This is a genomic window from Algicella marina (assembly GCF_009931615.1).
Lineage (GTDB): Bacteria > Pseudomonadota > Alphaproteobacteria > Rhodobacterales > Rhodobacteraceae > Algicella > Algicella marina.
The window spans coordinates 1820457-1839570 of the sequence record NZ_CP046620.1 but is presented as its reverse complement, the minus strand read 5'-3'; the positions used below and the strand labels follow the sequence as shown (position 1 = coordinate 1839570).

Sequence of the window (19114 nt, the reverse complement as noted above, 5' to 3'; positions counted from 1 at the left end):
GCAAAGACCTCAGCAACAAGCGCTATCGAACACCGCCTCCAAAACGGTCAGGTCGAGCGAACGGTTCTGAACGCGCTGGCCAGGAGGAATGCGACCGCCGCAACACAAACAATGCTCGGCCCCGCCGGGGTGTCGAGCGCGTAAGCTGCCTGCAAACCCACCACTGCCGATCCGCATCCAATGATCCCTGCGGCCACCGCCATCTGTTCGGGCGTCCTGCAGAGGGGACGGGCCGCGGCAGCCGGAATGATCAGCATGGCGGCGATCAACAGCACGCCGACCACCTTGATGGCCACCGCAACCGTAATCGCCAGTGCCAGAGTAAGTATGAGCTGCTCCCGCTTTGGATTGATCCCTCCGGCATAGGCCAATTCTTCACTGAGAGTAGAGGTCAGCAATGCCGACCAGCGCCAGCCGATCAGGCCGACAACCAGCAGCGCACCGCACCAGATTACGGCCAGGTCGACCCGCGAAACGGAAAGGATGTCGCCAAAGAGATATGCCATGAGATCGATGCGCACACCCGAGAGGAACGAGACGGCAACCAGTCCGAACGCCAATGCAGAATGCGCAAGCACGCCAAGCAGGGTATCCATCGCAAAACCGCGTCCGGTCAGCAGTGTCACAAGGAACGCCATGACAAGCGCAACTGTCATAGCGCCGGCGAAGATGGAGACGTTCAGGGCCAGCGACAGAGCGACCCCGAGGATCGCCGCGTGCGCCGTGGCATCGCCGAAATAGGCCATCCGCCGCCAGACGACGAAACTGCCCAGTGGAGCGGCGGCTATGGCCACACCAATACCGGCGAGGGCCGCGCGGGTCATGAAATCATCCAGCATTACTGAGCTACCCCTGTCCGCGATTCTGCTTGCATCTGCGAATGTTCGTGATCGAAGCCATGATCGCAATTTTCATCATGTGCATGGTCGTGTTCATGTCTGTAGAGCGCCAATGCGCCCCCCGTGCCCGTCCCGAAAAGGGCGCGGTATTCTGGGGCGGCGGAGACGATCTCCGGCGTACCTTCACAGCAAACATGGCCGTTGAGGCAGATCACCCGATCCGAGGCGCTCATCACAACGTGCAGTTCATGGCTGATCATCAGCACCGCGCATCCGGTCGCTCTCCGGACTTCCTCGATCTGAAGATAGAAACTGGCCGAACCGGGCTGATCCAGACCTTGTGTCGCCTCGTCCAGAAGCAACAGGTTCGGTTGGCTGATCAGGGCGCGCGCCAGCATTATCCGCTGGAACTGCCCGCCCGACAGTGCCGACATCTGCAACCTCGACAGATCGGCCACGCCGGCCTGCTCCAGCGCTTCAATACAGCGTGCGCGGGCGATGCCGCCAGGCAAACGCAAGAAACGTTCTACCGTGATCGGCAAGGTCGGGTCGATATGGAGCTTTTGCGGCACGTATCCGATCTTCAGGCCAGAGGATTTGCGGACATGGCCCGACGTTGGCGTCACGGCGCCGATCAGGGTTCGCAACAGAGTTGTCTTTCCGGATCCGTTCGGCCCCACCACGGTGACTATTTCGCCCGGTTCAATTGTCAGGGACACTCCGCGCAGCACTTCATTTGCGCCGTAACCGACACTCAGGTTCTCCAGTGTAACAAGGCTCATGCCGGTGACTTTTCCAGGCAGGTCGGGCACACGCCTTCAGCTTCGACAACCGTACGCTCAATCTCGAAACCTGTGTCTCTGGCCGCGTCTCCAAGCGCCCCTCTCGTGGCGGAAGTTCGGGCCTCTGCCACCGATTGGCATTTCCGGCAGATCATGAATGCCGGCGAATGGCTCGCACCCGGGTGAGCGCAGGCAATAAATGCATTCAGAGATTCGATCTTGTGGGCAAAACCGTTGGCGACAAGGAATTCGAGTGCCCGATAGGCGACAGGGGGTTGGGAGCCGAAACCGGATGCCTTCAGCAACTCCAGCATTTCATAGGCGCCAACGGCACGATGTTCCTCAAGCAGAAGTTCCAAAGTCCTGCGGCGAACAGGGGTGAAACGCAAGCCTTCGCGGGCACACAAATCCTCGGCCGACGTGATAGCATCGCTAATGCAACCGGAGTGATCGTGCGTATCAAAACCCACAGCACTCGTCGGCAGTTCGGATTCTGAACCAGCAGCGCTTGTCATGTTATTTCATTTCCTGTAGTCGGTACGTTACGTTATATAATCACATGAGATGAGACATGTCCAGAAACCTGCTTTCTTCTTCCCTTCTTGCCCTCGGCCTAGCATGTCCCGCAATGGCGGAAGTTCCGCGCGTGTCGGCAGACATTGCGCCGGTGCATTCACTGGTAGCACGGGTGATGGCCGGGGTAGGGGAGCCGTCTCTGATTGTGTCGCCCGGAGCAAGCCCGCATGAATACAATCTTCGTCCCTCTCAGGCCGCCGCCCTCCAGAATGCCGATCTGGTTTTCTGGGTCAGCCCGGACCTGACCCCCTGGCTCGAAGGCGCAATCTCTTCCCTGGCCGCAGATGCTGCCGTCACGGAATTGCTGGAGGCGGAAGGTACAATCGAACTGGAGGTTCGCGAAGGCGCCCTGTTCGAAAGTCACGACCACGATGAAGATCGCGAAGCCGAGGATGGGCATGCGGACGATCTGGAGGAAGATCATTCCCACGAGGGCCATGCGCACGATCCTCACGCATGGTTATCGACGGACAATGCGTCTGTCTGGCTGAACACCATTGCCACGGAACTTTCCGCAGCCGATCCGGATAATGCATCTACGTACAAGGCGAACGCGGCCGAGGCGCAGGAAGAACTGAGTACCCTTCGCACCGAAATCAATGAGGTGCTGGAGCCGAAGCGTGGCGGCAAGTTCATCTCCTTCCATGATGCTTACCAGTACTTCGAACATGCCTTCGAGTTTCCAGCCTCCGGCGCGATATCCCTTTCCGACGCATCCGCTCCGAGCCCCGGCCGAATTGCCGAAATCCGGGCTCGCGTGGCAGAGCAGGGGATAGGCTGTGTTCTTTCCGAGCCACAGTTCGATCCGGGTATCGTCAATGCCGTCATGGAAGGTTCGGCTGCTCGGACGGCAGTTGTTGACCCGCTGGGTGCCGAAATCGAGCCGGGGCCGGAGCTTTACCCGCAGGTTCTGCGCAACCTGGCGGCGAAGCTTGCGGATTGCATGTAGTTTCCACGGCCCCAGTCATCGCACCAGGTGTCAGCCGCAAGGGGCCACAGTTTCAGGGACTCGAGGCCTGCACTCGGCTGATACCATTGCTTCCAAGTCAGCGCGAATCTGCTGTTTGACCATCGGCGCTGCTACAGGTTCAAGTTTTGTGGCGCCTGCATCCGCGCTGTGATAACGCTGCGTCCGCGGCACTCAGGCAGCTCTCCCAGGCACCGCGGAAACGGTCACGGCGGATGGAAATGCTGCGGGAATTTCTCAACTATTACCGACCATGGAAAGCCCTGTTCTGGCTGGATTTCGGAAGCGCCGTACTTTCCGGAATCCTCGAACTGGCCTTCCCCTTTGCGATCAAGCTGTTCATCGATGTGCTGCTTCCAAGCGGCGATGTCACCCTGACGCTGCTGGCCGCTGCGGGGCTGGTGGTCATATACCTGTTCAATTCGGCACTCATGGCCATCGTCATTTATTGGGGCCACATGTTGGGCATCAATATCGAGACCGAGATGCGCCGCCGTGCGTTCGAACAACTGCAACGGCTGTCCTTCTCCTACTTCGACAAAGTGCGCACCGGCAAACTCGTCGCTCGTGTTACCCGGGATCTCGAAGAGATTGGTGAAGTCGCCCATCATGGGCCGGAGGATTTGTTCGTCGCAGTGATGACCTTCGTCGGCGCATTCGTGATGATGATGGCGATCAACGTCAAACTTGCGCTGCTCACAGCCGTGATCGTACCGGCCTGTACTGTCATCGTAATGTTCTTTGGTGGCCGCATGACGCGGATCTGGCGGTCAATCTATGCACGAGTCGCTGATTTCAATGTCCGGCTGGAAGAGAATGTTGGCGGCATTCGGATGGTTCAGGCCTTCGGCAACGAGGAACACGAGAAGAAACTGTTCTCGGCGGACAACGGTCGCTATCGCGACACAAAGTTGGCCGCTTACCGCTACATGGCAGCGTCTTCCACACTGAATTACATGGGCATGCGCTTCGTGCAGGTGACCGTAATGGTTGTTGGCGCGCTCTTCGTCCTCCGCGGCGAACTGACAACGGGAGGGTACGTTGCATTTCTTCTGCTTGTGGCGCTCTTCTTCCGTCCGCTGGAAAAGATTGCAGCCGTCATCGAACTTTATCCGCGTGGCATCGCCGGTTTCCGCCGTTATCTGGAACTGATGCAACTGGAACCCGAAGTGTTGGATTGCAGCAATGCCCGGCCGGCCCCGAGGTTTCGTGGCGATATCGAAATCGACAATGTTGTTTTCGGGTACAACAAGGCGCGGCCGGTGCTCAATGGCGTCAGATTGGCGGCCGCGGCCGGTGAGACCGTGGCCATCGTCGGCCCGTCTGGTGCAGGCAAGACCTCGCTACTCTCGCTTGTGCCGCGCTTCTATGAGGCTCAAGCCGGACGCGTCCTGATTGATGGTGTTGACATCCGCGAATTCTCTCTGCGCTCACTCCGCCAGCAGATCGGTGTCGTCAGCCAGGATGTCTTTCTTTTTGGCGGTACGCTGCGCGAAAACATCGCTTACGGTCGGTTGGATGCCACGGAAGCGGACATCGTGGAAGCCGCCTCCAAAGCCCGCCTCGACGACATGATCGCCGACCTGCCGGAAGGGCTGGACACTGTGGTCGGTGAACGCGGTGTCATGCTCTCCGGTGGTCAGAAGCAGCGCGTCGCCATCGCCCGGATCTTTCTCAGAAACCCGCCCATCCTCATCCTGGACGAAGCAACTTCGGCCCTCGACACTGAAACGGAGCGCCGCATCCAGCAATCGCTCACCGCGCTCTCGAAAGGACGTACCACACTCGTGATCGCGCATCGGCTGGGCACCATTCGCGAAGCAGACAGGATCGTCGTCATGGAACGGGGCCAGGTCGTTGAAACCGGAACCCACGCGCAGCTTATTGAGCGAAACGGACGCTACGCGGCGATGAATGCCGCCTGATACAGCCTGACCCACTGATACTCACGCCGGAAGATGGGTATGGAACACCAAAAAAGCCTCTCTTTGCGTGGCGTTTAGTTATTCTGACAGTCGAAAGTGTGATGTGGCGCGCCCAAACAGAGTGATTTCGAACTCCGATTGTGGCGGATTCGTTGGATTTGACCAGCAGGAGCCCTTCGACAAACTGGAGCGCTGGGAAGCGGTTCTGAGGCCCCATGCCGAAGCCTTGCGTGGGCCACGGCCATGCAACCCTCAACCAAATGCTAATCAACATACTTGAGCCGACAGCGCAAACTTGGTCTTTGTGGCCCAACACTCATTGATTTCACACAGGATGATTCATGAACCCTCCCTCTCATCCGTTGGAGATCAAGACCGGCGCCGATTGGCTGGACCCGATGATCTGGACCGATGCGCCGCTCTATGGGCTCACGTCCGCGGAGGGCCTTTCTATGCCGCTACAACGAAAATCAGAACCGCGTCGACGACATCTGCAATTCGGACCCGACCGGGAGACCCGCATCCTCGAACCCGAAACGAAAGCCAGATGGGACGTCTTGCCCTTGCCAGAAGGAATGGAGGACTGGGCCTACGGCGAACTGACCATCCCGGACGACGCGCTCAGCGATTATCTCTGGAGCAGCTATACCTGCGCGGATGCCGCACTGGCACTGCTGCCGGAGGCTTTCGTCCTCAACAATCTGGTCGTGTCCGCGCGGGTCCGTGATCTGATTGAGGCATACATGCCGGGGCGCTGCCATTTCTCAGTAGTCACGTTCACGGGGCGCGAGACCGGGATCACGCCCGAGACGCCCTATTTCAACGTCACCGTCCGGCGGCTGCTGGAGTATCTGGGCGAGAAACCAAAGCACGGGTATCGTGGCAAGTATCGCGTCTTGAACGGTATCTGGCATCCACTCTGCGAAAACGCGGCAGCACAGGCGTTTCACTACGAAGAACCCCTCTTGGTTCACTCGCGTCACGATAGATATCCGATCCTGAACCGGGCCTTTTACAAGCACCTCAAGGATCACAACGTCACAGGTTTGTTCGACTTCACCGACGGCGCCCGCCCTGGCGGCCAAGCGCTTGCCCTTTTCGAATGCGTGCACCCGCTCAACCCAAGTACGGCTGAAGCCCGGAGATAGAAGTGGTTACAATTAACCTGAGTAAGAGCTCGTCCAATTACGTTTCAGCTTATGATCAAACATTTCCGAACGATACCGCAATGTTCAATAGTTTTGGCGTTCAAAGCCAGGTACATCATGCGTTGCCCAAGAATGTTCTAAATCAATTTGCAGGTGTGATGACTGACGCTTTTACGCAGGCGGGGCGCGACCTCGACATAAACAACCCAGTCGTCATGACCCGTCTGCCAACAACAGTCGCGGGACAAAACGCCAAGTCGAAACACACACTAGAGGAGATTTTCGAAATCACCTTGGCTTTTCTCGCAAATCCTTGGAATATCTGGAAAACGGCGATCTCACTCTCAAGAAACAGTGCTGAGAATCGTGTTTAAGGCGCTTATGGTCTACTCTCGCGAATATGGATTTCGAACTTCGCAAGTCTCTGTAATTTTTAGGTTTTTGGGCGTTTTGAAAGAAAATGTGAAATGGTGCCGCTGGAGAGAATTGAACTCTCGGCCTCACCCTTACCAAGGGTGCGCTCTACCACTGAGCTACAGCGGCCCGTAGACTGGGGCGGGTTTTAGCCGATTTGCGGCCGCGTGCAAGTGCAAACCGAGTCTTTCCAGAGCCTGACTGCGATTTCATCGACGGCGCAGGCGCTGGACGCGGACGTGCGTGCTTGCTACGCAGGATGTCATGACGGATCGAACTACAACGGACAAAACGACGGCAAGAAACGATCGCAGCGAACGGCTGGCGGCGGCACTTCGCGAGAACCTGCGCAAGCGCAAGGCACAGGCCAGGGTACGTTCCGAAGGTGGCGACGCCGATCCAAGGCCGGACGAGACGAGCAAGGGCGATGGCTGACCCGTGCGGGTAGCCGGGCGGTGAGCAGCAGGGAGAACCAAGTGCAGGACGCGACTTTCGAGGACGGGGCCGAGCGCCCGCTTAATATCTATGCCGAGTCGAATGAAGACGTCGTCGTCATGTCGGCGCTCTTGCAGGACAGCGTCCTGGAAACCGGGGATATTTCGTGGATGCCGAGGCGGCGGCGGCTGGCCCTGTTGTGCAATCGTTTCCGCTGGGAAGAAAAGGATCGGGCGGAAACGGCAGGCCGTCCTTTCGAACGGGTGCGCAGCCTGCTGATCATCGAGGATGTGCAGGCCGTCTCGTCCAACGGCATCGACCCGAAGGAAAAAGACACGGTTCTCAGCATCCTTCAGGCGACTTTCGAGCCGGGGGAGGACGGGACCGGCAAGCTGGTGCTTACCTTCGCCGGTGACGGCCAGATCGTCGCCGATGTCGAGTGCCTCGGTGTCATCCTCAAGGATGTGACACGTCCCTACAAGGCGATATCTGGCAGCTTGCCCAGCCACGACATCTGACATCCGCCGTCCCATTTGGCTTGAGACCCACTTGCCCAGAGGGTAAGTCAGCAGGGAGTTTTTCAAGGGGTTGCGCATGCCGTTGTGGCTTGAATCCGATGATCCGTCATTCGCCGAGGCGTTTCAGCGCTTTCTCGGTCTGAAACGCGAGGTCGAGGAAGACGTTGATCAGGCGGTCGCTGCCATTCTCGCGGATGTGGAGCGGCGGGGCGATGCGGCCTTGCTGGAGTACACTGCCCGGTTTGATCGCATGAACATCCCGAAAGAACGCCTGCGCATTTCCGAGGAGGAGATTACCTCGGCTGAAACCCAGGTGCCGCAGGATGAGCGCAGGGCGCTGGAACTGGCTGCCGCCCGCATCCGGGCCTACCACGAAAAGCAGTTGCCGCGTGACGAGTCCTGGCAGGATGAGAGCGGCGCCACCCTCGGCTGGCGCTGGACGGCGGTGGAGGCGGCCGGCATCTACGTTCCTGGCGGGCTGGCCTCCTATCCCTCGTCGGTACTGATGAACGCCATTCCCGCGCGGGTGGCCGGGGTCGACCGCCTTGTGATGGTCGTGCCGACACCCGATGGTGTGCTCAATCCCCTGGTGCTGCTGGCAGCAAGATTGGCGGGGGTGGACGAGATCTATCGCGTCGGCGGGGCACAGGCGGTCGGGGCACTGGCCTACGGCACCGAAACCATTGCCGCGGTGGACAAGATAACAGGACCCGGCAACGCTTATGTAGCAGCGGCCAAGCGCCGGGTGTTCGGTCGTGTCGGCATCGACATGATCGCCGGCCCCTCGGAAATTCTTGTTGTCGCCGATGCTGACAACGACACGGACTGGATCGCATGCGACCTTCTCAGCCAGGCCGAGCATGACGAGAGCGCCCAATCGATCCTGATCACCGACGACGCCGGGTTCGCACGGTCGGTCGAACGGGCGGTGGAGACGCGGCTGTCAACGCTGGAGCGGGAAGACATCGCCCGCAGAAGCTGGGAAGACTATGGCGCGATCTTCGTAACCCCTTCTCTGGAGGAAGCGGCCCGACTTACCAACATCATCGCGCCGGAGCATCTGGAGCTTTGCGTCGGTGACCCCGATGCGTTGAGTTCGAAGATTCGCAACGCAGGGGCCATCTTCCTCGGCGCCTGGACGCCGGAGGCGATTGGCGATTATGTCGGCGGCCCCAATCACGTTCTGCCTACTTCGCGCACAGCACGGTTTTCCAGTGGTCTGTCGGTGCTCGACTTCATGAAACGCACGACTCTGGCCCGGATGACACCGGCCAGTCTCGCCGCAGTCGGCCCGGCCGCGGAAACACTTGCCCGGTCAGAAAGTCTGCAGGCGCACGGGCTGTCCGTCCGGTGCCGCCTCGACCGCATAAACGAGGCCAGCCGATGAGCAGATCCCGCCTTGTCCATGTCACGCTGGATGATCGGGGGCTGCCGCCACCGACCCCGGAGATCGAACAGGAACGCCGTGTCGCCATCTTCGACCTGCTGGAAGACAACAGTTTTGAACTTGTCCCGCGCGAGGGACGGCCAGTCCCGCCGGGGCCGTACAAATTGTACCTTTCCATCAAGGACCGCCGCCTGATCTTCAATGTCGCCGACACTGACGACGAGCCAGCAGCGGAATTTCAGCTGTCACTCAGCCCATTCCGGCAGGTGGTGAAGGACTATTTCCAGATCTGTGAAAGCTATTTCGACGCGGTCAAGCGCCTGCCTCCGAGCCAGATCGAAGCCATCGACATGGGACGGCGCGGTATTCACAACGAAGGCAGTCGGGTGCTGATGGAGCGTCTGGAAGGCAAGGTCAAACTGGACTTCGATACAGGCAGGCGCCTGTTCACTCTCGTTTGCGTGCTGCACTTCAAGGGTTGAAATCATGACATCTCAGGCACCTACGTCGGTCCTGTTCTGTTGTGACTACAATTCCGTCCGCTCACCCATGGCGGAGGGCATCATGAAGAAGCTGCACGGCAAAAAGATCTACGTACAATCCGCCGGAGTGCGCCATGAGCTTGAAATTGACGGTTTTTCCATAGCTGTCTGCGATGAGATTGGCGTCGAGCTGACGCGCCACCGCTCCCGCTCCTTTGAGGAGATGGAGGAATGGGGTGATGAGATCGACAGCTACGATCTTATCGTCGCCCTGAGCCCGGCCAGCCTCCGCAAGGCGCAGGAATACACCCGGCATCATGCGCTGGAAGTCGAATACTGGCCGATCTTCGACCCCACGGGGCTTGGCGAAACGAGAGAGGAAAAACTGGCTTCGTATCGTCAGAGCCGGGATCAGATACTTTCAAAGATCAAGGAACGCTTTGCGTGACGACTGCAGCGAGGTAACATCGCGGCATTCAACAAAACGGCGATTTGACTTGAATTTCCGCACTTTTGCACCCATCTTCCGCGCGCACCTCCAAGGAGGCGCATTTTCGCAATAAGAATCGGAGAGACCATGGCCAAGGAAGAGCTTCTTGAATTCCCAGGTGTCGTGACCGAGCTTCTGCCCAACGCGACATTCCGGGTGGAGCTCGAAAACGGCCACGAGATCATTGCGCACACCGCAGGCAAGATGCGCAAGAACCGCATTCGCGTGCTTGCCGGCGACAAGGTGCAGGTCGAAATGACCCCTTATGACCTGACGAAGGGCCGGATCAACTATCGCTTCAAGTGATGCGTCTGATCCTTGCCTCCGCAAGTCCGCGGCGACTGGAACTGCTGGAAAGCATCGGCATCGTACCGGATGAGGTGCGACCTGCCGACATCGATGAAACGCCGACAGCAGGCGAGAAGCCGCGCCCGTATGCCAAGCGCATGGCATACGAGAAGGCCCTTGCCACCGAGGTGCGGCCGGGCGAGATCATTCTCGCCGCAGATACAGTTGTCGCCGCCGGCTCTCGAATTCTCGGCAAGCCGAACGATGCCGCAGAGGCCGAACGCTTCCTTCGCCTGTTGTCCGGACGGCGTCACCGTGTGATCACAGGCGTCTCGGTGCGGAGTGCAGATGTGCAGCGCACACGTGAAGTGGAAACTCTGGTTAAGATGAAGAGATTGAGCGAGGCGGAAATCACCGGCTACATCGCGTCTGGCGAGTGGCGAGGAAAGGCGGGGGGCTATGGCATCCAAGGTCGCGCCGCCGCGCTTGTACCGTGGCTTCAGGGGTCGTGGTCGGCCGTCGTGGGGCTGCCGCTGGCCGAAACCGCCGGGATGCTGCAAGGCATAGGCTATGCGCGGTCGGATACCGGAGCTGTCGCATGAAAGGCCGCGTCATCGCCGTAGACAGATTGCCAGATGGGCGCGAGATTGCGGCCCTGCAGGTCGATGGTGTACTGGAGGATCTGCTGGTTGATGCGCCCGCAGAGGCCGCCTCACCCCAACCGGGCGCAACCTATCATGCCATAGTCGACCGGCCTCTGAAGGGCATGGGCGGCGTGACCGTGCAGTTGGGCGGCGGCCGGAGAGGATTTTTGCGGGAGCACAAGGGCCTTGCGCCCGGTCAGAAACTGCTGGTGCAGACGACCACCAATGCCGAACCGGGCAAGGCTGTGCCGGTCACCACCCGCATCCTGTTCAAGAGTCGCTACACCATCGTCACGCCCGACCGGCCGGGCAACAACATCTCCCGCCAGATCAAGGATGAAGAAGAACGCGCGCGCCTCGCAGACCTGTGCGCGGAGGGGATGGAAGGTGCCAGCGGCCTCGGACTGATCCTGCGATCAGCTGCCGAAGGGCGCGATGAAGAGACGATCCTTGCCGATATTTCCGACATGCGCAAACTGGCCACCGAAATCATGGCCGACACGGGCGCCGATGCACCAACCCTGCTGCTGGACGCACCGGGTGCCGCCGAACTGGCCTGGAGGGACTGGGCATCGCCGGAACCTGACGAAGTGCGAGAGCGCGCGGGATCGTTCGAGGAACTCAGTCTGTGGGAGGCCGTCGAGGCGGCAAAAGGTAGTGTCGAGAAGCTGTCAGGCGGCGCCTGGTTCAGCGTGGAGCCCACCAGCGCCCTTGTGGCCATCGACGTCAATACCGGCGGCGACACTTCGCTTGCCGCTGGCCTAAAGGCCAATATTGCCACGATCCGCGCTCTGCCCAGGGCGCTGCGTGTCCGGGGCCTCGGCGGGCAGATTACTGTGGATTTCGCCCCTTATCCCAAGAAGGAACGCAAGGTTCTGGAACAGGTTATCCGCTCCAGCCTGAAGGGGGACAGTGTCGAGACCAGTTTCGCCGGTTGGACGCCCCTCGGCCACGCCGAGTTCCAGCGGAAGCGAGAGAGACGGCCCTTGCGGGAACTGCTGCCATGACCTGCCCGATCTGCAGGCGGGAAAGCGACCGGAAATACAAACCCTTCTGCTCCAAGCGCTGTGCCGACGTCGACCTTGGACGCTGGCTGACGGAGAGCTACAGGGTTGAAACGGACGACGAATCCGAAACCCCGGAAACCGAGTAGGACATGCGTGGTCCATTGCGAACGTCAGGTGAAAAAGGCATGAAAAACGCTCTGGACACCCAAGTTCGCATGGCCTAAACCCTCTCCACCCGAAGAGACTATCTTCACCCGTGCCCGGGTAGCTCAGGGGTAGAGCAGCGGATTGAAAATCCGCGTGTCGGTGGTTCAAATCCGCCCCCGGGCACCATTGCACCTCCCTGGATGAATGATATCAATGGGTTATGGGGCAAAATCGTCCCACCGTTTTCGCGTCTGGGCAAAAGTGGGACTTTTTTGTTCGTGAGACGTTCGCGTTCCGGTGCGTGAAATCGCGCCCTCGGTGCTATCCGGGGAGTCGTGGATTTTGATGAAGTGAAGACCTAGACAAACTCGGCTGACCCGACCGCCCAGCCAAGGTCGAGCGGTTTGCCGGAGGGCAGGATGTGCCGCAGCGGAGTTCCGCGCGTGGCTTCGAGCCCGAGCAGGCTGGTGAAGGCTGCGAAATCCTCGAACCACCGGTGCTCCTGGGAAAAGGATTGCACAATCATCGCGGCGCGGTCAGTCTTGAACCGCGTCGCTTCGAGCACGGCAGCCGCGGTGCGGTGGAGCAACTGGTAGCGGACGTGGTCGATCGCCCCATCCGGCAATCCCAGCAGGTCACGGATGAAGGTCATCCGCTCCGTCTTGCCCGCGCTGGCGCCGACCATCCATTCCCCGACCGTCGGCCCGAAGGGTTCGTTGACTTTGGCTTCGACAGCAAGGGCGATCGTCTCATCCCCGGCCCGGGCGACGGCAAAGACATCGCACTGGCTTTCCCGTCGCCCGCCGGGAAGGGCGACCTTGTGCTCCGGGATCGCGAAGAGAAGTTCCACGTCGGGCCCGAGCAGCGCGGCGATCTCCGGCGGTAGATCCTTTGCTGCCTCCCAAGAAAGGGCCGCGGCCATGGCGGAATAACCGCGTTTCCACTGCTTCTGCGGATCGGCAAGGAACTGCTGCCAATCGTCGGGGCCACTGCTGGGTGTGAAGATCTTGCTCATCAAGAACGGACTACGGGATCACCGTTGCTCGGCTTTGGTCTTGCCGACATGCGTGACGCCCTCGCCGCGGTTCCTCCGTCTCTCCCAACCCTTCCAGCGCCACCGGAGCCTTACCCGGGAACTCGACCATCAGTTTGAGCTCCCCGCCCATCGCGCGGACGTAGCTCGTCAGCGTCGAAAGCAGGAGGTCGCTTTGCCGTTCATATTTCGCGACGGTGGCCTGCTGGACGCCGAGAGTTTCCGCCAGCTGCACCTGGGTCAGCTTCTTGGCTCTCCGCAACTCCTGCAGTGTCAGGTACTCGGCATGCAACCGATCCGCCTCAGCCTCGATCACCGCGCGGCGGGCAGGGTCCAAGGTCGCCAGCTTGTCCTTCAGGCTCCGGGCCATCGTCGTCATCCTTTCGGTCTCTCCAGGTGGCGGTCGAAGCGGTCGTCCGCCCGGGCGATCAGCGACTTGTAGAACCGCTTCTCGCTGCCACCGGATTTGTCCCCGCCGACAAGCAGGATCGCCTGCCGGTCGGGGTCGAATGCGAAGGCGATGCGCCAGACGCCATCGGCGGCGGTGCAGCGCAGCTCCTTCATGTTGGTATGCTTCGACCCGGTCAGAGTGTCCGCATGGGGTCGCCCGAGCATGGGGCCTTCCCGTTCGAGCAGCAACGCCCGGGCGAGGATCGCGTCCTGCACCTCTTGTGGCAGGGCATCGAATTCCGGCTCGAATTCCTCGGCAAAGGATACGGTCCACGGCATCGGGCGAATCCTACTTTGAAGCTATATAGCTTTGAAGAACTAATTTTGCAAGATCGGGATGCGGAACGGTAGCGTTGCGTCCGCAGGCACGGGGCGAGGATCAGTCTGCCTCTTTGAGCAGTCCCTGTGCCTTTTCCGCTGCGCGAGCGAGGCCGCGAATCCGTGTGCCGGGGGCATCCGTTGCTCGCTGGAACTCGGCAAACGCCTCGGGCGAGAGCGTTGAGGATTCGCCTTCGTCCAAGGTCACGCCGCTGTCCATGGCAAAGGCAATGGCAAGGTCGACTGATTGCGCCGTGTCCAGCCGTTCGGCGAGCAACGGCAGGAGCGGATCGCGGCCGCCGGTCGTCAGGCGTGCGCCACTGGCTTCCCGCAGGTGGAAATGGTCGTGAACGAATGCGGCAACGAAACCGGCCGCACCGCGACCAAGTGCGGCGCCGACCTCGGCCAGCATGGTCATCTGTTCCGGGCCGGTCAGGTCATCCCACGCGGGCACATGCCGAGGGGCGGGGATCAATCCGGCCTCACGGTGCATGCAGATCGGGCAGGTGAGGCGTGGGTCAGTCACACTCGTCCAGATTGATCTCTTCTACTGAGACCATTGGTAAGGATCGCCGCTGCCATGTCCAGGCGCTGGGGCGATGCGACGACGGCTTAATTTGATATTTCCGGCCTTAATCCCCTTCGGAAAAGTGGGACATAAATCCAAAAAATCCAATAAACATGGTGAAAGAAGATAGTCCCACCGCCTCGTAACTTAACGCAACAAAAACAACAGGTTATTCTGCCCCCGGGCACCATTAAATCAGAAGCTTGGCGAGCCGGGGCCGATCCGCTGTCCTTTTTTGCTCTCCCGATTTCGGGCGGACACACCTCTCACCCGCTGGCAACCATTGCCGTGAAGTCACGCGCTTGGTGGGATCAACGCAGGATTAGTTCAGTCCTTCCGTTCTAGCTTCTGTCGGATGAGGTAACAGAGCACATCCTGCGGAATCTTGAGCAGAAGCACCAAGTGGGCTTCCAAAAATGCGTCTCGCCTTTGCTGATGATTGAGAGCGGTCCGAAATGCGAAAGCCCCCACTTTCGCCCAGGCACACAATGGGCAGGACGATTTTGGTTTCAACCAAATAAAATTTTCCAAACTGGGAGGAGCTTTGGTGCCCCCACACGGACTCGAACCGCGGACCTACTGATTACAAATCAGTTGCTCTACCAGCTGAGCTATAGGGGCTTGGCCGGCTGTTTAGCGGGATGGTTCGTCGCTCGCAAGATCAAAAAACGATGACGGTCCTGACAACCTTCTTACTTGACGGAAATACTCGGAATAATGCATGTAGTGCCCGACAAAATATGTCGGAAAAGGGAGATCAACATGCATCCTTCAAGAACGGTCCTCGCCGGGCTGATCGCCAGCATCGTCGCTGGCTCTGCCATGGCCGATGGAGTCGTGAACCTCTATTCCTCACGGCATTACGATACCGATGAGCGCCTGTACTCTGATTTCGAGGAAGCCACCGGCATCACCATCAACCGCATCGAGGGCAATGCCGACGAGCTCATCGCCCGGATGGAAGCCGAGGGAGCTAATTCGCCTGCAGACATCCTGCTCACGGTCGATGCCAGCCGCACGTGGCGTGCCGACCAGAAGGGCCTCTACCAGCCGATCGACTCGGAAGTCCTGAACCGTGCCATTCCCTCCTACCTGCGGCACGAAGATGGCAACTGGTTCGGTTTCTCCCAGCGCGCACGCATCTTCTTCTATGCCAAAGACCGTGTGGACAACCCGCCGCAGACCTATGACGACCTCGCCGATCCGGCGTGGGAAGGCCGCGTCTGCATGCGCTCCGCCACCAACGCCTATTCGCAGACGCTGCTGTCCTCGATCATCCTGAACGAGGGTGAGGAAGCGGCAAAAGCCTGGGCGGCCGGGCTCAAGGACAATCTTGCCCGCGATCCCCAGGGCGGCGATACGGACCAGATTCGTGCCGTCGTGTCCGGCGAGTGTGATGTTGCCGTCTCCAACACCTATTATTTCGCCCGTGCGATCCGCACCGAGGTCGAGGGTATCTCCGACCAGATCGAATCCATTGGTTGGGTTTTCCCGAACCAGGCGACGACGGGCACACATGTCAACGTCTCCACCGGCGGCGTCGCGGCACATGCCCCGAACAAGGAGAACGCTATCGCCTTCCTGGAGTATCTGGCCTCTGACAGCGCCCAGAAATATTTCTCCAACGGCAATGACGAGTATCCGGCGGTGCCGGGAGTGGGGCTCAGCCCGTCCGTCGCTGCACTTGGCTACTTCCGCTCCGACACGGCGGCCCTTGACGCGATTGCGGAAAACACCGCCCGAGCGCAGGAAATCTACAACGAAGTCGGTTTCGAATAAGCCGCAGGACAATCGAGCAGCAGGCCCGCGTACCGAAAGGTGCGCGGGTTTTTCATTTTTTGTCAGGGTGTGATCACCGCCGCCCGCCCGTAGCGCGCCCGCATGATCGTCCTGCACAGCAGCACCACGGGCACCAGCCCGAAGGCCGCGATCACCAGCGAGGGCACCGCTGCCTGCTGCAGTCGCTCGTCGCTCGCCAGCCGGTGCGCCTGCACCGCCAGTGTGTCGAAGTTGAACGGGCGCATGATCAGCGTTGCCGGCAATTCCTTCATCACGTCGACGAACACGATCAGCAGGCCTGTCCACAGGCTGGTGCGGATCAATGGAAGATGCACCTGCACAATCATCCCGCCCGGGCTGCGCCCCAGTGTCCGCGCCGCCGCGTCCACCGATGGATTGACAGTGGCGATGCCGCTGTCAAACGCGCTCAGCGCTGCCGCCATGAAGCGCACCATGTAGGCGACAACCAGCGCGGCAATCGAGCCGGTCAGCAACAGCCCGGTGGATATCCCGAAGGTCGTCCGCATCCACCCGTCCAGCCCGTTGTCGAAGGCCGCCAACGGCACCATCAGACCCACCGCGATCACGCCACCGGGTACCGCGTACCCAAGCCCCGCCACCAGTTGCGTCAGCCGCGCCGTGTGACCGGGCCGCAAGCGCACGACATAACCGATCGTCACGGCGGCGGTCACCGTGAGAATGGCGGCAATGCCGGCCAGCACCAGCGAGTTGCGCATGAACCCCAGATAGCGCCGCGAGAACAGATCCTGTTCCGCTCCCGCCGCCATGTTGCCAAGCAACAGCACCGGCAGCAAGAAACCGAACAGGACGGGCAGGGCGCACAGCAGCGCAGCGCCCCAGCCCTGCCAGCCACGCAGGTCGTGGACCGGGTGGCTCAACCCGCTCGCCCGAGGCGGATAGCGCTTGGCCGCCCCGCGCTGGATCCGTTCCAGCACCGCCAGCAACAGCGCGACCGACAGCAGGCACAACGCCAGTTGCGCTGCGGCCGCCCGGTCGCCGAGGCTGAACCACGCCTGATAGATGCCGGTCGCGAACGTCTGCACGCCGAAATAGGCGACCGTCCCGTAATCGGCGATCGTCTCCATCACTACCAGCAGAAGCCCCCCGGCGATCGCCGGTCGCGCCATCGGCAGGCTTACCCGCAGAAAGGCCCGCAGCGGCGTCTGCCCCAGCACCCTTGCCGCCGTGTAGCCGCCAAAGCTCTGTTGCAGAAAGGCCGCCCGCGCCAGCAGGTAGACATAAGGATAGAGCACCAGCACCAGCATCGCTGCCACTCCGCCCAGAGACCGAATCTCAGGAAACCAGTAGTCACGCGGGCCAAGGTCGAAGGCTGCGCGCAGCCAGGTCTGCACCGCACCGGGATGATCCAGCAGGTCCGTATAGGCATAGGCCAGCACATAGGCCGGAAACGCCATCGGCAGCGCCAGCAGCACCTCGAACAGTTTCACGCCCGGAAAACGGCAGACGGTTACCAGCCATGCCGCGCCGGTGCCGATCACCCCCGTTCCCAGTGCTACCAACAGCACCAGTTGCACCGTGTTCCAGCTGTACCGCGGCAGCACCGTTTCGGCGAGACTACCCCAGCCGGAACCGCTGCCAAGCGCCGCCGCCAGCACCACCGCGCCAATCGGCAGCAGGCACAGCGCCGCGCAGATCCGCGACAGCCAGATCAGGATCTTCTCGCTCATCACCACCTCTTGAACGGGCTTTGACATGTGCGCCAAAGTCCTATGTCTCATCTCATAGACCCGGAGGATGCCGAGATGAACCTTTTCCGCTCGATTTCACTGGCAGTGATTGCCGCAATCGTTGCCACCGCGCTGTTCGTGACCAGCGAGGCCGAGGCCGAGACGGTCCCCGTAGACGGCGGTGAGGTCGAGGTCACCCGTATGGTCACAGGCCTCGACGAACCTTGGGCCATCGCCTTCCTGCCCTCCGGCGGTCTCCTGATAACGGAACGGGACGGTCGATTGCTGCGGGTGATGGAAGGCAGCGCTAGCCTCGTCTCCGGCGTCCCGGAAGTGGCGGTTCTGGGGCAGGGCGGTCTGCTCGATGTTGTTCTCGCCCGTGATTTTGCAACCACCCGCACACTCTTTATCTCCTATGCCAAGCCCATGCAGGGCGGTGCCGGCACGGCGCTGGCCGCTGCTGAACTTTCGGCTGATGGCTCCAGCCTGCAAAACGTCCGCGACATCTTCACGATGAACAACGGCTCCGGTGCCGGCCAGCATTTCGGGTCGCGTATTGTCGAGGCACCTGATGGCAAGCTCTTCCTTACCATCGGCGAACGTGGTGCCCGCGAGCTTGCGCAGGACAAGTCCCGGTTCAACGGCAAGGTTGTCCGCATCAACCGCGACGGCTCCATCCCGGCCGACAATCCTTTCGTCGGGGGCGACGGCCTCGACGCCATCTGGTCGCTCGGCCACCGCAATCCGCAGGGCGCGGCCCTCGACGAAACCGGAACCCTCTGGACGGTCGAGCACGGCGCGCAGGGGGGCGACGAGATCAACCGTCCAGAGCCCGGCCTGAACTACGGCTGGCCTGTCATCTCCTATGGGCGCCATTACTCCGGCGGCAAGATCGGGCAGGGCACCTCCGCCCCCGGGCTCGAACAGCCGGCACATTACTGGGATCCGTCCATCGCCCCCTCCGGCATGATGGTCTATTCCGGCAGCCTCTTCCCCGAGTGGCAGGGAGACATTTTCGTAGGGTCGCTCAAGTTCAACATGATCTCGCGGCTGGTACGTGACGGCAGCGAGGTGACGGAGGCCGAACGCCTGTTCCAGGATCGCTACACCCGCATTCGCGACATCCGCGAAGCCCCCGATGGCAGTATCTGGTTTCTCAGCGTCGGCGACGGCGCTGCCTACCGTATGACCCCGGCGGACTGAGCATA

23 protein-coding genes and 3 tRNA genes are annotated in these 19114 nt (G+C 60.6%); 16 read left to right on the top strand and 10 right to left on the bottom strand.

The genetic code is table 11. The features are described from left to right. Positions 1–47 precede the first annotated feature (47 nt). From GO499_RS09195 to GO499_RS09185, 3 genes are read right to left on the bottom strand one after another with little or no spacing between them, the layout of a single operon-like run. A complete protein-coding gene (locus GO499_RS09195) occupies positions 48–839 on the bottom strand; it encodes a metal ABC transporter permease (protein WP_161861920.1) in 792 nt (263 codons plus the stop codon). Further along, positions 839–1621, bottom strand: a complete 783-nt coding sequence (locus tag GO499_RS09190) for an ATP-binding cassette domain-containing protein (RefSeq protein WP_161861919.1) — start codon at positions 1619–1621, stop codon at positions 839–841. The genes GO499_RS09195 and GO499_RS09190 overlap by 1 nt, the downstream gene beginning before the upstream one ends. Beyond that, positions 1618–2136 (bottom strand): helix-turn-helix domain-containing protein, encoded by a 519-nt coding sequence (locus GO499_RS09185; protein WP_161861918.1) that lies wholly within the window; start codon positions 2134–2136, stop codon positions 1618–1620. Before GO499_RS09185 ends, GO499_RS09190 begins: the two co-directional genes overlap by 4 nt. Positions 2137–2192: 56 nt before the next feature. Between GO499_RS09185 and GO499_RS09180 the strand changes: the two genes are divergently transcribed. The 4 genes from GO499_RS09180 to GO499_RS09165 all read left to right on the top strand — a co-directional run bounded on the left by GO499_RS09180 (position 2193) and on the right by GO499_RS09165 (position 6611). Next, positions 2193–3146: a zinc ABC transporter substrate-binding protein gene (locus tag GO499_RS09180; RefSeq protein ID WP_161861917.1), complete on the top strand. Its 954-nt coding sequence runs from the start codon at positions 2193–2195 to the stop codon at positions 3144–3146. A 239-nt stretch (positions 3147–3385) separates the two neighbouring features. Then, the gene (locus GO499_RS09175) at positions 3386–5089 is read left to right on the top strand and encodes an ABC transporter ATP-binding protein (RefSeq protein ID WP_161861916.1); all 1704 of its coding nucleotides are present in this window, start codon (positions 3386–3388) and stop codon (positions 5087–5089) included. Between the two features lie 341 nt (positions 5090–5430). After that, a complete protein-coding gene (locus GO499_RS09170; RefSeq protein ID WP_161861915.1) occupies positions 5431–6237 on the top strand; it encodes a hypothetical protein in 807 nt (268 codons plus the stop codon). A 2-nt stretch (positions 6238–6239) separates the two neighbouring features. Continuing rightward, entirely contained in the window at positions 6240–6611 is a 372-nt protein-coding gene (locus GO499_RS09165) for a hypothetical protein (RefSeq protein ID WP_161861914.1), read from the top strand. 94 nt (positions 6612–6705) lie between these two features. Here GO499_RS09165 and GO499_RS09160 read toward each other — a convergent pair. Then, a tRNA-Thr gene (locus GO499_RS09160) sits at positions 6706–6780 on the bottom strand. 135 nt (positions 6781–6915) lie between these two features. On the opposite strand from GO499_RS09160, the gene GO499_RS19710 reads away from it, so the two are divergent. The 10 genes from GO499_RS19710 to GO499_RS09115 all read left to right on the top strand — a co-directional run bounded on the left by GO499_RS19710 (position 6916) and on the right by GO499_RS09115 (position 12235). Then, positions 6916–7086 carry a hypothetical protein gene (locus GO499_RS19710; protein ID WP_284154951.1) on the top strand — a complete coding sequence of 57 codons (171 nt, stop codon included), beginning with the start codon at positions 6916–6918 and terminating at the stop codon, positions 7084–7086. A gap of 41 nt (positions 7087–7127) precedes the next feature. After that, positions 7128–7604 (top strand): DUF2948 family protein, encoded by a 477-nt coding sequence (locus GO499_RS09155; protein WP_161861913.1) that lies wholly within the window; start codon positions 7128–7130, stop codon positions 7602–7604. Between the two features lie 76 nt (positions 7605–7680). Further along, entirely contained in the window at positions 7681–8991 is a 1311-nt protein-coding gene (gene hisD / locus GO499_RS09150; RefSeq protein ID WP_161861912.1) for a histidinol dehydrogenase, read from the top strand. Further along, the gene (locus GO499_RS09145; protein ID WP_161861911.1) at positions 8988–9473 is read left to right on the top strand and encodes a UPF0262 family protein; all 486 of its coding nucleotides are present in this window, start codon (positions 8988–8990) and stop codon (positions 9471–9473) included. The genes hisD and GO499_RS09145 overlap by 4 nt, the downstream gene beginning before the upstream one ends. Positions 9474–9477: 4 nt before the next feature. Next, positions 9478–9921, top strand: a complete 444-nt coding sequence (locus tag GO499_RS09140) for an arsenate-mycothiol transferase ArsC (protein ID WP_161861910.1) — start codon at positions 9478–9480, stop codon at positions 9919–9921. A gap of 129 nt (positions 9922–10050) precedes the next feature. Next, positions 10051–10269 carry a translation initiation factor IF-1 gene (infA, locus tag GO499_RS09135; protein ID WP_107495332.1) on the top strand — a complete coding sequence of 73 codons (219 nt, stop codon included), beginning with the start codon at positions 10051–10053 and terminating at the stop codon, positions 10267–10269. Further along, positions 10269–10853, top strand: coding sequence for a Maf family protein (locus tag GO499_RS09130; protein WP_161863896.1), 585 nt, complete (start codon positions 10269–10271; stop codon positions 10851–10853). The genes infA and GO499_RS09130 overlap by 1 nt, the downstream gene beginning before the upstream one ends. After that, positions 10850–11902, top strand: coding sequence for a ribonuclease E/G (locus GO499_RS09125; RefSeq protein WP_161861909.1), 1053 nt, complete (start codon positions 10850–10852; stop codon positions 11900–11902). Before GO499_RS09130 ends, GO499_RS09125 begins: the two co-directional genes overlap by 4 nt. Further along, entirely contained in the window at positions 11899–12048 is a 150-nt protein-coding gene (locus GO499_RS09120; RefSeq protein ID WP_161861908.1) for a DNA gyrase inhibitor YacG, read from the top strand. The genes GO499_RS09125 and GO499_RS09120 overlap by 4 nt, the downstream gene beginning before the upstream one ends. Positions 12049–12160: 112 nt before the next feature. Continuing rightward, a tRNA-Phe gene (locus GO499_RS09115) sits at positions 12161–12235 on the top strand. 172 nt (positions 12236–12407) lie between these two features. On the opposite strand, the gene GO499_RS09110 is transcribed toward GO499_RS09115, so the two are convergent. From GO499_RS09110 to GO499_RS09090, 5 genes are all read right to left on the bottom strand, one after another. Further along, on the bottom strand, positions 12408–13064 hold the full coding sequence (locus GO499_RS09110) for a DUF6946 family protein (RefSeq protein WP_161861907.1): 657 nt from the start codon (positions 13062–13064) through the stop codon (positions 12408–12410). Between the two features lie 10 nt (positions 13065–13074). Further along, positions 13075–13461 (bottom strand): helix-turn-helix domain-containing protein, encoded by a 387-nt coding sequence (locus GO499_RS09105; RefSeq protein ID WP_161861906.1) that lies wholly within the window; start codon positions 13459–13461, stop codon positions 13075–13077. Beyond that, positions 13458–13811, bottom strand: coding sequence for a type II toxin-antitoxin system RelE/ParE family toxin (locus GO499_RS09100; protein WP_161861905.1), 354 nt, complete (start codon positions 13809–13811; stop codon positions 13458–13460). Before GO499_RS09100 ends, GO499_RS09105 begins: the two co-directional genes overlap by 4 nt. A gap of 100 nt (positions 13812–13911) precedes the next feature. Further along, a complete protein-coding gene (locus GO499_RS19705) occupies positions 13912–14376 on the bottom strand; it encodes a phospholipase D-like domain-containing protein (RefSeq protein ID WP_284154950.1) in 465 nt (154 codons plus the stop codon). Positions 14377–14963: 587 nt separating this feature from the next. After that, positions 14964–15039, bottom strand: a tRNA-Thr gene (locus GO499_RS09090). A gap of 141 nt (positions 15040–15180) precedes the next feature. Here GO499_RS09090 and GO499_RS09085 point away from each other — a divergent pair. Then, on the top strand, positions 15181–16197 hold the full coding sequence (locus GO499_RS09085; protein ID WP_161861904.1) for a Fe(3+) ABC transporter substrate-binding protein: 1017 nt from the start codon (positions 15181–15183) through the stop codon (positions 16195–16197). 62 nt (positions 16198–16259) lie between these two features. Here GO499_RS09085 and GO499_RS09080 read toward each other — a convergent pair whose 3' ends face one another. Further along, complete coding sequence (locus tag GO499_RS09080; protein ID WP_161861903.1) at positions 16260–17906, bottom strand: ABC transporter permease; 1647 nt, start codon at positions 17904–17906, stop codon at positions 16260–16262. Positions 17907–17981: 75 nt separating this feature from the next. On the opposite strand from GO499_RS09080, the gene GO499_RS09075 reads away from it, so the two are divergent. Further along, positions 17982–19109 (top strand): PQQ-dependent sugar dehydrogenase, encoded by a 1128-nt coding sequence (locus GO499_RS09075; protein WP_161863895.1) that lies wholly within the window; start codon positions 17982–17984, stop codon positions 19107–19109. Positions 19110–19114 lie beyond the last annotated feature (5 nt).

Excerpts from the sequence above, each read along its gene's own strand:
- GO499_RS09195 (WP_161861920.1), bottom strand. The coding sequence starts at position 839 with ATGCTGGATGATTTCATGACCCGCGCGGCCCTCGCCGGTATTGGTGTG.
- GO499_RS09190 (WP_161861919.1), bottom strand. The coding sequence starts at position 1,621 with ATGAGCCTTGTTACACTGGAGAACCTGAGTGTCGGTTACGGCGCAAAT.
- GO499_RS09185 (WP_161861918.1), bottom strand. The coding sequence starts at position 2,136 with ATGACAAGCGCTGCTGGTTCAGAATCCGAACTGCCGACGAGTGCTGTG.
- GO499_RS09180 (WP_161861917.1), top strand. The coding sequence starts at position 2,193 with ATGTCCAGAAACCTGCTTTCTTCTTCCCTTCTTGCCCTCGGCCTAGCA.
- GO499_RS09175 (WP_161861916.1), top strand. The coding sequence starts at position 3,386 with ATGCTGCGGGAATTTCTCAACTATTACCGACCATGGAAAGCCCTGTTC.
- GO499_RS09170 (WP_161861915.1), top strand. The coding sequence starts at position 5,431 with ATGAACCCTCCCTCTCATCCGTTGGAGATCAAGACCGGCGCCGATTGG.
- GO499_RS19710 (WP_284154951.1), top strand. The coding sequence starts at position 6,916 with ATGACGGATCGAACTACAACGGACAAAACGACGGCAAGAAACGATCGC.
- hisD (WP_161861912.1), top strand. The coding sequence starts at position 7,681 with ATGCCGTTGTGGCTTGAATCCGATGATCCGTCATTCGCCGAGGCGTTT.
- GO499_RS09145 (WP_161861911.1), top strand. The coding sequence starts at position 8,988 with ATGAGCAGATCCCGCCTTGTCCATGTCACGCTGGATGATCGGGGGCTG.
- GO499_RS09140 (WP_161861910.1), top strand. The coding sequence starts at position 9,478 with ATGACATCTCAGGCACCTACGTCGGTCCTGTTCTGTTGTGACTACAAT.
- infA (WP_107495332.1), top strand. The coding sequence starts at position 10,051 with ATGGCCAAGGAAGAGCTTCTTGAATTCCCAGGTGTCGTGACCGAGCTT.
- GO499_RS09130 (WP_161863896.1), top strand. The coding sequence starts at position 10,269 with ATGCGTCTGATCCTTGCCTCCGCAAGTCCGCGGCGACTGGAACTGCTG.
- GO499_RS09125 (WP_161861909.1), top strand. The coding sequence starts at position 10,850 with ATGAAAGGCCGCGTCATCGCCGTAGACAGATTGCCAGATGGGCGCGAG.
- GO499_RS09120 (WP_161861908.1), top strand. The coding sequence starts at position 11,899 with ATGACCTGCCCGATCTGCAGGCGGGAAAGCGACCGGAAATACAAACCC.
- GO499_RS09110 (WP_161861907.1), bottom strand. The coding sequence starts at position 13,064 with ATGAGCAAGATCTTCACACCCAGCAGTGGCCCCGACGATTGGCAGCAG.
- GO499_RS09105 (WP_161861906.1), bottom strand. The coding sequence starts at position 13,461 with ATGACGACGATGGCCCGGAGCCTGAAGGACAAGCTGGCGACCTTGGAC.
- GO499_RS09100 (WP_161861905.1), bottom strand. The coding sequence starts at position 13,811 with ATGCCGTGGACCGTATCCTTTGCCGAGGAATTCGAGCCGGAATTCGAT.
- GO499_RS09085 (WP_161861904.1), top strand. The coding sequence starts at position 15,181 with ATGCATCCTTCAAGAACGGTCCTCGCCGGGCTGATCGCCAGCATCGTC.
- GO499_RS09080 (WP_161861903.1), bottom strand. The coding sequence starts at position 17,906 with ATGAGCGAGAAGATCCTGATCTGGCTGTCGCGGATCTGCGCGGCGCTG.
- GO499_RS09075 (WP_161863895.1), top strand. The coding sequence starts at position 17,982 with ATGAACCTTTTCCGCTCGATTTCACTGGCAGTGATTGCCGCAATCGTT.